Genomic DNA, 15,222 nt, shown 5'->3' with positions numbered 1-15,222 from the left:
CATCGTTACTTGTCCGAGTGAAATTCTCGGACACTACGTATATGGCGTAGTTTTTGCTTAAACCAAGGAACTATTAAGTTAATTGACAAAACATCGACACATTTTTGTTGGTCGTCGACCTTCCTTTTTATTATGATGTCGGACAAATCAGATTACGGTTCAAGTGGTTGCTTGAATCCATGGAAATAATGAACAAGGTTTATCGTTAGTTATGCGTAAAACACTATTAGCCGCTGCCTTACTAGTGGCATCAAGCCATGCCCTAGCTGCAAACGATCGCAATGCGCCAGCAACTATGAGCAACTTTAGCTACGACTATTTCGAAGCACGTATTGGCGCAAGTCCTGTGACATTTGGTGCTGGATTCAGCAAATCAATTCACCCGAACGCGCATGTTATTGCTCGTATTGACTCTGAGTTTGAAAGTGATTTTGACTCAGCTGCAGGCTTTGGCTTCCATTCTCCGCTAAACAACTGGGCAGATCTTACTGGTGAAATGCTAATGCGCGTTGTGCAACCTTCGAATGAGAGCAGCACAGATGTTGGTATGGAGCTTAACTTAGGTGTTCGCCAATGGTTGGGCCCTCAATTAGAAGTAGGCGGCAAAGTCGGCTACGTTTCTATCGATAACGATGACGATTGGACTGGCTCTGCCTACGCTCGATTCCACTCAACAGAGCTTTTCTCTTTGGGTGCTGAAGCACGTATCAACGATTTTTACGGTGATCAGGTAATGTTCACTACGCGTTTTAAGTTTTAAGATTTGTGCTATAAGAAAAGAGCAAATTAAAAAACAAAAACCGAGGTCTCTGCCTCGGTTTTTTTGTCTAATTTAATGACTAACTCAATGAAGTGGTAAAAAACTTCAACGTCCTTTTTCCGCTTTTCACACTTGCCTTTACGACCCGCTAACTCCATCGAAACGAGTCAATCATTGTGCGATCAGCTTCGCTTAGTCACACAGTGCCAATAACTGTTTTTTACGCGGCTCTTGGATCAGTTTCCAATGTACGCCATCAGTTGCACCAGCAAATTTCCACAGTAGCTTTACATCAACATCATTACCGTAAGCCGTTTTAACTTTGTTGAAGACTTTTACAGGTCCAAGTTCTAAAAAGGTTTCTACGTCATCAACACCGGCTTTCTTGACCATACGTTCAAGGGTTAGTTGCATGTTGGGTAAGTCTCTTAAGCGTCTACTGGCAGAGGACTTTTGATATTTCCGTTCCTTAATTGAGTATTCAATTGATTTCTGTACCAGTTCATCAAGCCCTACATATCCGGATTCGAATAAATCGGTTACATCATAATAATTTACGGTTGCCGTCGTCTGTTTTTTGACGTGCTTATACTTCTCACAGCTCAGTTGAGTAAACACTTCATCTAGCCCATTACCACCACGTAAGTAGCAGCAATCATTGCTGACAAGCGCAAACATAGCATCATCGGTGAATAAACCAATACCACCGAACATAGAACGTTTTTGGTACTCACTGAAGGTGCGTACATATTTAAAAAAAGCTTGGTCTGTCATGTCCATTGACCTCTTTAATCTGAATAAATTACCCCGATTAGCGATGTCACCAGATAAACAGCAGCTTATAGCGAATTATAAATGTCGATTTGTTGGCGATATTTTTGTGAGTTGTGCTCACCAACTTGCTTAATCATACTTAACGTTGAAAAATAAGTTAGGACATAGGTCACATATAAAAAAGTATAAATTCTGCATACGTGATTAGTTTCACACTTATTGTTTGTGTGGTGATATTTTTTTGACGCATAGCATGCCTAAAACACGCCATCATTATGATCTCGCTGGCAATTACGGGCACATAATACGCATTTAATTGATAAAGAATACGCTGTAAGGGTACACTGTACGAAAGATCTCAAGTACAGCGTCACAATGGAACATTTATCATTTTTTTGGCTGCCAAATAATAAAGATAAGCTTATAAACGCACTGGAATCCGAGTTTGCTCAGCTGGTAGAACAGTCCATCGCCACGGGTAAGATTTCGTTACCTCCTATTCCTGATGTCGTGCTTAAAATTCAGCAGTTATGTGTCGAAGAACACACCACGATTGCCGATGTTGCTAACTGTTTATTGGAAGATCCCGGATTAGCAGCGGTCGTTTTACGAGTCGCTAACTCTGTGATTTTTAATCGCAGAAATATCACCTGCAACGACTTAACTACAGCGGTATCTCGTCTCGGAATACTTCGTGTACGTGATATTGTTACCGCACAAGCGATCGAGCAACTTAAACACTCAGTTAATCTCACTAAAGAATGCAATGCCATCTTGGTGAAGAGTGCAGCGATATCGCGTGAGCTCGGTGCCGTCATGGTGATGTTGGTTCAATCGTTTCGTAGCCACGAGCCAGGCACTTATGGTCATCTAGAGCAAGAAAAGGCGTTATTGGTCGGTCTATTAGCCGATATTGGGTTATTTTGCCTAATTAATGAGTACCACTTGTACTTAGATAGGGGCAATTACTTAGACCCAGATATTGCATTGCAAATCTTCCAAACACGTTGTTCTGCCACAAGTAAACTAGTGCTTGAGCGTTGGGGATTTGACAACGACTTCAGAGAAGTATCCTCAAACGAAAAATACGAATTAACGCGACCAGAAGTGAGTTATCTCGACATCGCTAGAATTGCGCATCATTTATTGATGTTTCGCAATCACGATGAACGCATTGACGAACACGAAGTTGAATTCAACTTAACTGGTGCAGAAGTCTTGTATGAACTTAGTAACATGAGTGATACTGACTTCAATGATCAAATCCGTGCTGTACTCAATGCTAGCGGTTTGTAATTTATCGCTTTCTGATAATACCTTATACGTGATAAAACGATTCGCTCAAGGCTGAGCTGTGTGTGGTGAAATATCTCTAATTTCAACCGATAGATAATTTGATTTATGCGTGTTGATGTTATCTCAAAAAGGAATCATTGAGCTTTATGTTTTCAGGGATGCTATTTATTTTCGCTCCGCTTGTGGTGGGGTATCTAATTCCTATATCTCGATCTTCGTTATTGGAGAAGATCAATCAGTCAACGTCCTACCTTATTTACGTCATTTTGTCGTTGATGGGTCTTAGTTTGGCGGCGCTCGATAATTTAAGCAGCAACTTACAAAGTATTCTCCTCTATGCGAGTACGTTTTTTTTGTGTCTAAGTGCCTGCAACCTGTTGGCTCTGCCTATTATTGATAAAATTATTCCACTCCAGACCAATCAGAATCAAAAGAAGCTACCGTTATCTTCGATGGCTTTAGAGTCTGTTAAGCTTATTGTGGTCGTTGGCGGAGGGTTAGTGGTTGGCCTGCTGTTACCCATTGATTTGAGTTGGGTAGATACAGCAAGCGAATGGATACTCTTTCTACTTCTATTTTTTATTGGTATTCAGCTGCGCAATAGTGGACTTACTCTGCGTCAAATCCTATTAAATAAACAAGGAATGGCCATTGCGGCTGTTGTCATCGCAACATGTATGCTTGGTGGCGTTCTTGCAGCGGTGCTTTTGGATCTTCCTCTTTATCAAGCACTCGCAATGGCTTCAGGTTTTGGCTGGTATTCACTCGCAGGTATTTTAATGGGTGACGCTTTTGGTCCGGTATTTGGTGGCGCGTCGTTCTTGATTGAATTGATGAGAGAGTTAGTCGCACTGGTTGCCATTCCTCTCTTTATTCGTAGCTATCCGTGCACCGCAATTGGTTATGCCGGTGCAACAGCAATGGACTTCACCCTACCCGTTATTCAAACTACCGGTGGTGTGCGTTGTGTTCCTGTTGCTATCGTTAGCGGCTTTATTTTGAGTTTATTGGTACCAGTTATGATGCTTTTCTTTGTATCACTTGCTAGCTAGATCTCAGGTTTTCGCTTTAACATCCATTACAATACGGCAAAAATTTAAATACCCAGTTAACGTCAAAGTGGTCAATATTTTTTGGCAAGACCCCTCTTTCTTTTCGTCATTCAGCCCAACGATTTGTCACGACCAAATAGAAAGAAGGGAGAAACATCAACTGATGTGCATTGCGTTAATAAAGGGATAACAACCAGAAGGAAGAAGAATGAAACGCTTTGTCGTTGCAGCGCTCCTCGCTACAAGCTCAACTTTTACGCTTGCCGCAGATCAACAATGTCTTGCTAGCAAATACGATGGCTACGTCGATGCCTCACTACAGTGGTATCAAGATCTTGTTGATTTGACGGTTACCCAATATCCAGATCTGAAAGAAGTTAGTCAATGGTTCTTGGATGGACGTAAACATCACTTTGAATTAAACCGCGAAGCGGTTCACTACTTTCTAGAGAACGACCCTAGCCGCGTTGCGACGGAACAGCCAATCGAAGCATGGTTAAAACTAGAGCAACATGACGTTAAGCAGTTAGCGACCCGAAGCGATAAGTTAGGTGAAGTTGCAAAACAGACATTTAGCGACCGTCAATCAACTAACCACCCAAAAAACTACGAGCTTCGTTCAGCATTCGCTGATCTGCTTAGTCATCCCCAACAAATTGATACCGCACTTAATAAGTACAATCAGTCAATAGAAAAGATTGAAAAGCAGAAATGTGACTAAGATTGCTCGCATTAGTCGTTGATTAGCATTCGAAAACACTAGAATGTTTTAACGTACTCAATCTAGAATTTTTTAATGTGAATATCGTAACCTTCACCTAAAATTTTCATTTCTACAACTTGGGTTTCAACAATTAAAACGGGACTTTGCGCCCGTTTTAGTTTAGATTGTGCCGCTCGCATTACCAAAATAACTACAAAGATTCTTTGCTATGGTTAAGGAACAAAAAACCGCTGATGTTAGCTTTGAGAGCTTGCTAAAGATCTTCACTGTCCCAGAAGGTCCGGACTCAACGTTAACTAAAATTGACGAGAGCCTCTCGCGAAATCTAAATCAATTTCTTCGTGAACACATCGTGGCAGAAGAAAAGCCTTTACGCGAAATCGAAAAAGACTTTTCTTCTGCTCAGATTCCTGAGCAGCCAGAGTTCGTGTCAGATCATACAGAGCACTTACTCGACACTTTGGTGTCGCACTCAGTTCACACATCTTCACCAAGCTTCATTGGTCATATGACATCGGCACTGCCTTATTTCTTGATGCCACTGTCAAAGATCATGATCGCCTTAAACCAAAACCTGGTAAAAATAGAGACTTCCAAAGCCTTTACGCCACTTGAGCGTCAAGTTTTGGGTATGCTGCATCGCTTAATATATGGTCAGAATGATACGTTTTACAATCAGTGGATGCACAGTGCAAACCACTCATTAGGCGCATTTTGTTCCGGCGGCACCATTGCCAATATCACTGCGCTTTGGGTAGCACGTAACAAAGCGTTAAGAGCCAATGGCTCATTTAAAGGCGTTGAGAAGGAAGGCCTTTTTAAAGCCATGATGCACTATGGATATGATGGCTTAGCGGTGCTAGTGTCTGAGCGTGGTCACTACTCCCTTAAGAAAGCAGCCGATGTATTAGGGCTAGGCCAAGAGGGCTTGGTTGCGGTTAAAACCGATGCCAACAACCGTATTATTGTCAACGACCTGAAAGCGAAAATTGTTGAGCTCGAAAAACAAAATATCAAGCCTATTGCTGTTATTGGTGTGGCTGGCACAACAGAGACAGGTAATGTTGATCCATTGCCTGAAATCGCTGAAGTCTGCCAAGCTCACGGCTGTCACTTCCATGTGGATGCCGCATGGGGTGGCGCAACACTTATGTCTAACCATCACCGTCACCTTCTCAAAGGTGTGGAAATGGCAGACTCAGTAACTATTGATGCGCATAAGCAGCTCTACATCCCGATGGGCGCTGGTATGGTTCTGTTCAAAGACCCTGACGCAATGAAATCCATAGAGCATCACGCTCAATATATATTGCGCAAAGGTTCAAAAGACCTAGGCAGCCATACATTAGAAGGTTCACGTTCGGGTATGGCGATGTTGGTCTACGCCGCAATGCACATCATAAGTCGCCCAGGTTACGAGCTTCTGATTGACCAAAGCATTGAAAAAGCTCGATACTTTGCGGATTTAATCAAACAGCAAGATGATTTCGAGTTAGTTTCTGAACCAGAGCTTTGTCTGCTCACATACCGTTATTTGCCGCCATTCATCCGTGAAGCATTAGCACAAGCAGAAGGCTCACAAAAAGAACAACTGAATGAGCTGATCAATGAGTTAACACAGTTTATTCAAAAGCGTCAGCGCGAAACGGGCAAATCGTTCGTTTCACGTACAAGACTGAACCCAGACCAATGGCAACGCATGAATACGATAGTGTTTAGAGTGGTTTTGGCAAATCCACTGACCACAAAAGAAATTTTGAGCTCAGTGCTTGATGAACAACGCGAAATCGCCAAGCAAGCACCAAATTTGATGAAAAGAATTCAACAGCTGGTTGTCGATATTCAATCGTCTTAACAGCCAGATCGAGTTACATCAATTTGAAATTTTTTTTCGTTTTGATGTAACTCAAACATCATTATCGTGCGACTAGCGCAACAAAACTTCGTTTACACATCCAATTCTGTAGTTTTTACAACATTTTGTTTGAGGCCTGTCAAATTCTCACTAAATAGTACCCGTTATTGGTTTAGACTGATTGAAGATCAGGTTTATACTGATTCTATGGCGCTGGTTGTTTTCGTTAACGCCCCACTCTACTCCGGAATCTTCGTGTTTCCTTTCGTTAGCAGAGCCAGCGAGTTGTTCTCTATACCCTCGTGAACACTATGAATACATTAGAAAAAATTCAAAAAAACCTGGAGAATTTCAGTAAGTCAGAGCGCAAAGTTGCGGAAGTAATTATGGCGTCTCCACAAACTGCAATTCATTCAAGCATTGCAACGCTGGCTAAAATGGCCGACGTTAGTGAGCCCACTGTAAACCGCTTCTGTCGTCGTCTGGACACCAAGGGCTTTCCAGATTTTAAGCTTCACTTGGCACAGAGCCTAGCCAACGGCACCCCTTACGTTAACCGTAATGTGGAAGAAGACGATGGCCCAGACGCGTACACCCATAAGATTTTCGAATCGACGATGGCGTGTTTAGATGTCGCGAAAAATAGCCTAGATCCAATGCAAGTGAACCGTGCGGTCGATTTGCTAACGCAAGCGAAGCGCATTTCATTCTTTGGCCTTGGTGCATCATCTTCTGTTGCCCGAGACGCACAAAACAAGTTTATTCGCTTTAATATTCCAATTACTTGTTTTGAAGATATTGTTATGCAGCGCATGAGTTGTATCAACTGCAGTGATAATGATGTTGTGGTTCTTATTTCTCATACCGGTCGAACAAAGAGTCAGGTAGAAATAGCGAACCTTGCTCGTGAAAATGGCGCAACGGTTATTGCGATTACAGCGAAGGATTCTCCTCTAGAAAAGGCAAGCTCGCTGGCCATCACGCTCGATATTCCAGAAGATACCGACGTTTACATGCCAATGGCAAGCCGAGTTGTACAAATGACAGTGATTGATGTGCTAGCAACTGGCTTCACTCTTCGCCGTGGTACAGGTTTCCGTGAGAACCTAAAACGCGTAAAAGATGCGTTGAAAGACAGTCGCTATGACAAATTAAGCCAGTACTAAGCACTAAAGCTTAGTCAATACTTTATCTAGGGGAGCTCAAGGCTCCCCTTTTGTTTTAATGCTGCTAAGGGAGCAATCACCCTAAGTCGTTGACACTCGATAAGTCCGTTCTTGATTCCAGTACTTCAACAGAACTGACATGTTGTGCACTCTCAGCTGCGCACTCTCCGCTACAATCACAGACTTGCTGCAATATGTGTATCAAACGTTCCTGATTAAGAGGTAAAGGATTCCCTTTGATTGCCATTGATTTAAGCGCATCATTCGCCACTTGCTCAAAAGAGGTTTGGCATACTCCAAATTGAGCCAGTAGCGGTAACGCTAACTTATCTAGCACCATATTTACCCAAAGAATTCCATCGTGTTCGTTAGCATTTACTCGCTCAGTGACTAATTGGGCCAGCTTGCGATAACGACTTATCACATCATTCCTACCCGCGAGTTTAGCGGCGTTAATGTTCTCCTGCATCACGTGCGGAGCTAGGCGAGCCGTAATAACGCTATGGGGGGCGTCTAACTTGCCTCCTAACGCCGATGCTAACCCATGAGCGGCACCTAATTTGGCATTAGTAATCGCCATACCACCAAGCAATGCAGCGAACGATAAATCAGAGCGCGCCTTATGATTATCTTGCTTACAAGCGGCAATCACTGAACGGCTTAAACGGCGTAGCCCCTCTTCGCAGACCATATCAGTAAGAGGGTTTGGCTCACCACACACATACGCTTCCATTAAATGAGTGAACGCATCCATTGCGCCACGTCCAGATGTGTATTGGTCGGTCCCGTAAGTAAGTGTCGGGTCTACAATGGCAACGTCTGCGAGCATATCAGGGCTTCGAAGACTCACTTTCACTTTATCTTGTCCAGATTTCAGCACAGCATTTCTGGTCACTTCTGAACCGGTGCTTGCTGTCGTAGGAATTGCAATAAAATGAAGAGGCTTTGCTTTTAAAGGGACGCTTCTTCCTACCACTTCTACGTAATCGTAAACATTGCCTTGATTGGGAATAATGGCAGCTAAGGCTTTGCCCATATCGATGACGCTGCCACCACCTATCGCAACCACCATATCAGGTTGGAATTTTCTACCGAGCACTGCGGTCTCTTCTACCATCGTGATGTATGGTTCACCAACGATAGCTACGTGCTGGTAACGCATATTTTGAGCTTTAAGATATTGGATAATGGGGGCGGCTCGTTGGGTATCCTGCCCAGTAACCAGCAAAACACTGTAGCCAAATTGGTTAATAACGGATAATGAAGATTGAAGTGCACCTTCACCAAATATAATCCTTGTTGCAGTCATAAACTGAAACATACACACCCTCCCAAAAGAATATACCCAAATAACCTCTCGCCCTCTGATTTAACACTTATGTAAGAGTTGAAGTTATTTGCGTATAGCCAAAATAGATTGCTATTTTTTTAAACAAAAAAAATTGACCAATTCCACCTTGCCATCATTAACCCTTTAGAATGTATGTTTTTTATGCGTCACTTCACATACTTCAGAGTCGTAAAATAAGCACGTGCGTTTAGTTTTTATTCGATAGATTTCACCTATAGAACCAAGAGGTAATTGCCGCTTTATTTCCGTATCTGGATCGGGCATAGTTACTCCAACAAAAGAAAGCGCACTCAGCCGCTATGTTTTGTACGCTTTCAAAAAAGAATAGATTTAGGAGAAATAAGATTATGTTCGTTGTTATCTTTGGTCGCCCTGCATGTCCTTTCTGTGTTCGTGCAAAAGAGCACGCAGAAACGCTAAAAGCAAAACGTGATGACTTCAACTACCGTTACGTTGATATTCACGCTGAAGGTATTTCTAAAGCAGATCTTGAGAAAACAGTTGGTAAACCAGTTGAAACCGTTCCTCAGATCTTTATCGACCAAGAGCACATCGGTGGCTGCGACGAGTTCGAAGCATACGCGAAAGAGCACCTAGGTCTATTTGACGAGTAATAAAGACTGTTTTCAAAAAAGCCGCTTCATGCGGCTTTTTTATTATTTTTCAGCTGGTTATTACGTTAAGTCAACTAATGGTAAAACCTAAAAAAATTCACTTATCTTTTTGCTATATTTAGTTACAATTCACAGTTCTTAATCTTTTTTGGCACACACTCTACCGAGCCACACAGTGAACATAGACGTCGTATACCTTCTCGAGCAAAACCCTATCCTTCTAATCTTCGTCGTATTAGCCATTGGCCTTGCCATCGGAAAAATTCGATTTGGCAAATTACAATTAGGCAACTCTATTGGCGTTCTTATTACCTCTTTGGTAATGGGCCACCTTGGTTTCTCATTTAATGCAGAAGCTTTAACCATTGGCTTTATGCTGTTTATCTACTGCGTTGGCATTGAAGCTGGACCAAACTTTTTTGGTATATTCTTCAGAGATGGTAAGCATTATTTTATTTTAAGCATGACTGTTCTCGTGTCTGCGGTCAGCTTAACGTATGGTTTGAGTCACTATTTCGGCCTCGATTTTGGCTTATCCGCCGGTATGATGGCAGGCGCATTGACCGCAACGCCAGTACTGGTTGGTGCACAAGATGCTCTTAACTCTGGCCTTGCGACTATACCGCGGAATATGGAATTTTCTCTGGTATTAGAAAATCTATCCGTAGGCTACGCGATGGCTTATCTGGTCGGCTTAATTAGCATGATCATGTTTGCTAAATTGTTGCCAAAACTGCAAAAACAAAACCTTTCTGATTCCGCGCAGCAAATCGCACAAGAGCGTGGCCTTGGAAATTCAAGCCAGAGAAAAGTGTATTTACCCATTATTCGAGCTTACCGAGTGGGCCCAGAGCTAATTGACTGGACTGATGGTAAAAACTTGCGAGAACTGGGTATTTATCGTCAAACTGGCTGTTACATTGAACGAATCCGTCGCAATGGTATTCTCGCCCACCCAGATGGTGATGCTATCTTGCAAGAGGGAGATGAAATTGCACTGGTTGGCTTCCCTGACAGCCATGCTCGCTTAGACCCTAGCTTCCGTAATGGTAAAGAAGTATTCGACCGTAACTTGCTTGATTTACGCATCGTTGAAGAAGAAATCGTCGTAAAAAGTGACGCAATCGCTGGTAAGCGTTTATCGGATTTGAATTTGTCTGAGTTTGGCTGTTTCTTAAACCGCGTAGTTCGCGCTCAGATTGAAATGCCTATGGACTTAGACATTGTGCTCGCTAAAGGGGACGTCCTTCAAGTGAGCGGCGAGAAAAGCCGAGTACATGGACTGGCGGAAAAAATCGGTTTCATCTCGATCCACAGTCAAATGGCCGATTTGCTCGCTTTTTGTAGCTTCTTTATTTTGGGTATTCTGTTTGGCCTCATCACAATGACGTTCGGTCAGGTGTCTTTCAGTTTGGGTAATGCGGTGGGTCTTCTGTTGTCCGGTATTACGCTTGGTTTCTTACGAGCAAATCACCCTACTTTCGGTTATGTCCCACAAGGGGCGCTGAATATGGTCAAAGATCTAGGGTTAATGTTCTTTATGGTCGGAATTGGTCTAAGTGCAGGTGGAAAGATGTTCGAGCACCTAACGCAAGTAGGACCAAAAGTCATTGGTTTGGCATTTATTGTCAGTGTTGTGCCTGTAGTTCTGGCTTACTTAGTTGGCGCACACGTACTCAAGATGAACCGTGCCCTGCTCTTCGGTGCCATTATTGGCGCCCGTACTTGCGCTCCGGCTATGGATGTCGTTAACGACTACGCTAAGTCCACCATCCCAGCCCTTGGTTATGCGGGTACCTATGCGATTGCGAATATTTTAATGACGCTAGCTGGTACGATTCTGATAATACTAAGTTAATACTCACTTTGACTATGAAATACAAAAAGGCGCTCAATGAGCGCCTTTTGTTTATTGGTTATCTAGTCTGTGATTCGATTAGATTTGAATGAAGTCTGCTTCAACTGCTGGATTCACATCCGCTTCGTAATCTACGCCTTCAACGCCGAAACCAAATAGTTTCAAGAACTCTTCTTTGTACTCAACGTAGTCAGTCAGCTCTTTTAGGTTCTCAGTCGTAATTTGAGGCCATAGCTCACGACAGTGCTGCTGAATGTCGTCACGAAGTTCCCAGTCATCCAGACGTAGGCGGTTCATCTCATCAACTTCTGCCGCGCTACCGTCTTCTTTGTATAGACGTTGGCTGAACATACGGTAGATTTGTTCCATACAGCCTTCGTGTACACCTTCTTCGCGCATTTTCTTGAATACCATTGCGATGTACAGTGGCATAACAGGAATTGCAGAACTCGCCTGAGTTACAACAGATTTAAGTACCGCAACATTGGCACTGCCGCCTGTTGCTGCTAACTTGTCGTTTAGCGCTTTCGCTGCACGGTCTAGGTCCATTTTTGCTTTACCTAGTGCACCATCCCAATAAATTGGCCAAGTTAGCTCAGTACCAATGTAGCTGTACGCGACGGTCTTACAACCTTCAGCAAGAACACCAGCATCAGACAACGCATTGATCCAAAGTTCCCAATCTTCACCGCCCATTACCGTGACAGTGTCTTTGATTTCTTCTTCTGTTGCAGGCTCAACGCTAGCTTCGATGATCACATCTTTGTTGGTATCAACAGCCGTTGATGTGTAAGTTTCACCGATAGGTTTAAGAGATGAACGAACTAATTCACCAGTTTCTGGCATTTTACGTACTGGAGATGCCAGTGAGTAAACCACCATATCGATTTGACCTAAGTCTTCTTTGATCAGCTCGATAGTTTTCTGTTTCGCTTCATTTGAGAAAGCGTCGCCGTTTAAGCTTTTTGCGTACAGACCTTCTTCACGCGCTAGCTTTTCAAAAGCAGCGGCATTGTAAAAACCTGCTGTACCTGGCTTCTTCTCAGTACCTTCTTTTTCGAAGAAAACACCGATAGTTGATGCACCGCCACCAAATGCCGCAGCGATACGAGAAGATAGACCGTAGCCACTTGATGCACCAACAACAAGAACACGCTTAGGTGCGTTTTTGATTGGACCTTGCGCTTTGGTGTACGCAATTTGTTCTTTTACGTTAGCTTCACAACCAACAGGGTGCGTTGTAGTACAGATAAATCCACGAATTCTAGGTTTGATGATCATATTCAACTTCCTTTAAAAAACCTTGTTAGGATAAAAGTTTCGTTGGGATTTCGCATCTAATTTCTGTAAAAATGCTCTTAAAAGGCAAGTGGTTGGAGCACTATCCCACCATCCACTCCCCAAGAATACAAAAAAGCACCTCATTGAGGTGCTTTTCTTAACATTAGTTGTCTATTATGCCGCCGGATTCAACTGCGACTTTTTTGGGCTATGAGTTCGCACTTCAGAAAAGTCATGACTAAAGTGGTCAACTTGAATCGCCTTGTAGCGCAATTTATCTGCAGCCATGATTTGATCAATTTCTTGTTCAGTTAACACGCCTGCTTCAAATGCTTGCTGCAAACGATCATGTAGCAGACCTTTACGAGCCACTTTACCATCCTTCGCAGCCTTCATAAGTTTACGCTCCAAAGGTTTAATGTCGTACATTGCAAGGAATGCATTCTCCATTAAGCCTACGCTGTCATCCTCTGATTTTCCGATGTAGCACAGATGCGTGAGGCGATCACGTTGCACGCCTGGCGTCATCATCGCTTCAGCCAAATTCACACACAGCTCATCACTTGGCTTATTGAAATGATTACCAAGCGGGAACAATAGCCCCTTAAGCACACCGCCAACGTATTTCACAGGGAAGTTGGTGTAAGCCTCATTTAATGACTTAGAAGCGTTATACAAACAGTGTTGAACAGCGTAATGAACGAAGTCTAGATCGCCTTGTTGACGGCCTTCATCTTCATACTTTTTCAAGGCAGCAGATGCCATGTATAGATAGCTTAATCCATCACCCAAACGTGCGGAGATCATTTCTTTACGCTTCAAGTCTCCACCTAAGGTTAACATCGCAAAGTCTGCACTTACTGCAAGTGCACGACTGAGACGAGTAATGTCTTTGTAGTATTGCTGCGTTGGGCCACTCATGTGCGCGTTAACAAATCGAGAACCAGTTAGTGCTGCACCAAATGCACCGAATGTATTACCGAGCGCGTGCTTGATGTGTTTAAAGAGTAAGTTGTCAAATTCTTTCGCACCTTGTTCAGAATCTGGATTCGCCGCGGCTTCCATCTCTTTTAGAACATATGGGTGACATCGAGTCGCACCTTGACCAAAAATCATCAGGTTACGAGTCAGAATATTAGCGCCTTCAACGGTAATAGCAACCGGGATACCAAGGTAATGTTTAGCAAGATAGTTCATTGGGCCATCTTGAATCGCACGACCCGCATGGATATCAAACGAATCATTTAGAATGGTACGCGCGATTTCCGTCATGTGGTACTTGGCAATCGCGGTTACAATCCCAGGTTTTTCTTTCATATCGAGAGAAGTCGTCGTTAGCGTACGCGTCGCTTCTAGTAGGTAAGTAAGACCACCAATGCGCCCCATCGCTTCTGCGACGCCTTCAAACTTACCGATCGACATTCCAAACTGTTTACGCACGTAAGCATAAGCACCTGTTGTACGTGTAGTAAGGTGACCAATCGCAGTGCCAAGCGCTGGGAGAGAGATACCACGCCCCGCAGAAAGACACTCAACCAGCATACGCCAACCTTTACCTGCGTAATCAGCGCCACCGATCAACCAGTCCATAGGGATGAAGACATCTTCACCACGAGTTGGACCATTCATGAACGCAGACCCCAGAGGATCATGGCGTTCACCTATCTCGACACCTTCATGGTCAGCGGGAATCAACGCACATGTAATGCCAACCTCTTTCTTGTCTCCAAGTAGCCCTTCAGGATCTTGCAGTTTAAATGCTAACCCGAGCACTGTCGCAACTGGCGCAAGCGTGATGTAGCGTTTATTCCAACTAACTCGCACGCCAAGCACTTCTTTGCCTTCATGGGTGCCGTAACAAACTACGCCTTGATCAGGTATGCCACCCGCATCAGAACCCGCTTCAGGGCCAGTTAGGGCGAAACAAGGGATGTCTGTACCATCAGCTAAACGAGGCAACCAGTAATCTTTTTGCTCTTGCGTACCATAGTGCGATAGCAGCTCACCAGGGCCAAGAGAGTTCGGTACCATTACCGATACCGCGGTACTGATACTTCGAGTCGCAATACGAGAAACAATAGTTGAGTTCGCCAAAGCGGAAAATTCACGACCACCATAAGCTTTCGAGATGATCAAAGAGAAAAATCGCTCTTTACGTAGGTATTCCCATACTTCAGGCGGTAAATCCCTGTCTTCTTTGACAATCTTCTGGTCATCAAGAATTTCTAGCAGGGTTTCAAGCTCATTATCCATAAATGACTGCTCTTCTGCCGTCAGTGTAGGCGTTGGATAATGATGCAATGTTGTGAAGTTTGGCTTGCCTGAGAATAGTTCGGCATCCCACCATACACTACCCGCTTCCATCGCCTCTTTTTCGGTGCTAGACAGAGGTGGCAATACTTTTTTGAACACTTTAAAAGCCGGGTCACTAATCCATTTTCTTCGTAGAGAGCTCATAGTTCAGATCCTTTTGTTCACGTAACCGCTCGGG

General features: G+C 43.6%; 12 protein-coding genes. 8 read left to right on the top strand and 4 right to left on the bottom strand.

Annotated features, from left to right (window positions below; genetic code table 11):
• The first annotated feature begins 211 nt into the window (after positions 1 to 211).
• Positions 212 to 760, top strand: a complete 549-nt coding sequence (locus N646_RS01345) for a hypothetical protein (RefSeq protein WP_005378006.1) — start codon at positions 212 to 214, stop codon at positions 758 to 760.
• Positions 761 to 952: 192 nt separating this feature from the next.
• Here the strand turns inward: N646_RS01345 and N646_RS01340 are convergent, their stop codons facing one another.
• Entirely contained in the window at positions 953 to 1,540 is a 588-nt protein-coding gene (locus tag N646_RS01340; protein WP_005378007.1) for a TfoX/Sxy family DNA transformation protein, read from the bottom strand.
• A gap of 369 nt (positions 1,541 to 1,909) precedes the next feature.
• Between N646_RS01340 and N646_RS01335 the strand changes: the two genes are divergently transcribed.
• The 5 genes from N646_RS01335 to N646_RS01315 all read left to right on the top strand — a co-directional run bounded on the left by N646_RS01335 (position 1,910) and on the right by N646_RS01315 (position 7,627).
• Positions 1,910 to 2,830 carry an HDOD domain-containing protein gene (locus N646_RS01335; RefSeq protein ID WP_005378009.1) on the top strand — a complete coding sequence of 307 codons (921 nt, stop codon included), beginning with the start codon at positions 1,910 to 1,912 and terminating at the stop codon, positions 2,828 to 2,830.
• Between the two features lie 146 nt (positions 2,831 to 2,976).
• Positions 2,977 to 3,882, top strand: a complete 906-nt coding sequence (locus N646_RS01330) for a lysine exporter LysO family protein (RefSeq protein ID WP_005378011.1) — start codon at positions 2,977 to 2,979, stop codon at positions 3,880 to 3,882.
• Positions 3,883 to 4,090: 208 nt separating this feature from the next.
• The gene (locus tag N646_RS01325) at positions 4,091 to 4,603 is read left to right on the top strand and encodes a hypothetical protein (RefSeq protein ID WP_017634875.1); all 513 of its coding nucleotides are present in this window, start codon (positions 4,091 to 4,093) and stop codon (positions 4,601 to 4,603) included.
• Between the two features lie 211 nt (positions 4,604 to 4,814).
• Complete coding sequence (panP, locus tag N646_RS01320) at positions 4,815 to 6,461, top strand: pyridoxal-dependent aspartate 1-decarboxylase PanP (protein WP_017820841.1); 1,647 nt, start codon at positions 4,815 to 4,817, stop codon at positions 6,459 to 6,461.
• A gap of 311 nt (positions 6,462 to 6,772) precedes the next feature.
• Positions 6,773 to 7,627 carry a MurR/RpiR family transcriptional regulator gene (locus N646_RS01315; RefSeq protein ID WP_005378021.1) on the top strand — a complete coding sequence of 285 codons (855 nt, stop codon included), beginning with the start codon at positions 6,773 to 6,775 and terminating at the stop codon, positions 7,625 to 7,627.
• A gap of 76 nt (positions 7,628 to 7,703) precedes the next feature.
• Here N646_RS01315 and N646_RS01310 read toward each other — a convergent pair whose 3' ends face one another.
• The gene (locus tag N646_RS01310) at positions 7,704 to 8,948 is read right to left on the bottom strand and encodes an iron-containing alcohol dehydrogenase (protein WP_017820842.1); all 1,245 of its coding nucleotides are present in this window, start codon (positions 8,946 to 8,948) and stop codon (positions 7,704 to 7,706) included.
• A gap of 377 nt (positions 8,949 to 9,325) precedes the next feature.
• Between N646_RS01310 and N646_RS01305 the strand changes: the two genes are divergently transcribed.
• Both N646_RS01305 and N646_RS01300 read left to right on the top strand, forming a co-directional pair.
• Entirely contained in the window at positions 9,326 to 9,592 is a 267-nt protein-coding gene (locus N646_RS01305) for a GrxA family glutaredoxin (protein ID WP_005378026.1), read from the top strand.
• 175 nt (positions 9,593 to 9,767) lie between these two features.
• On the top strand, positions 9,768 to 11,450 hold the full coding sequence (locus tag N646_RS01300; protein WP_005378028.1) for an aspartate:alanine antiporter: 1,683 nt from the start codon (positions 9,768 to 9,770) through the stop codon (positions 11,448 to 11,450).
• A gap of 78 nt (positions 11,451 to 11,528) precedes the next feature.
• On the opposite strand, the gene fabV is transcribed toward N646_RS01300, so the two are convergent.
• Together fabV and N646_RS01290 are read right to left on the bottom strand one after the other, a co-directional pair.
• Positions 11,529 to 12,731, bottom strand: a complete 1,203-nt coding sequence (gene fabV / locus N646_RS01295) for an enoyl-ACP reductase FabV (protein ID WP_005388648.1) — start codon at positions 12,729 to 12,731, stop codon at positions 11,529 to 11,531.
• Positions 12,732 to 12,905: 174 nt separating this feature from the next.
• Complete coding sequence (locus tag N646_RS01290) at positions 12,906 to 15,188, bottom strand: acyl-CoA dehydrogenase (RefSeq protein ID WP_017820843.1); 2,283 nt, start codon at positions 15,186 to 15,188, stop codon at positions 12,906 to 12,908.
• Positions 15,189 to 15,222 lie beyond the last annotated feature (34 nt).

Origin of the sequence: Vibrio alginolyticus NBRC 15630 = ATCC 17749 (genome assembly GCF_000354175.2) — a bacterium.
In the GTDB taxonomy this organism is placed as follows: Bacteria; Pseudomonadota; Gammaproteobacteria; order Enterobacterales; family Vibrionaceae; genus Vibrio; species Vibrio alginolyticus.
The sequence above is the reverse complement of the archived record's forward strand: the minus strand, read 5'-3'. Positions and strand labels throughout refer to the sequence as shown.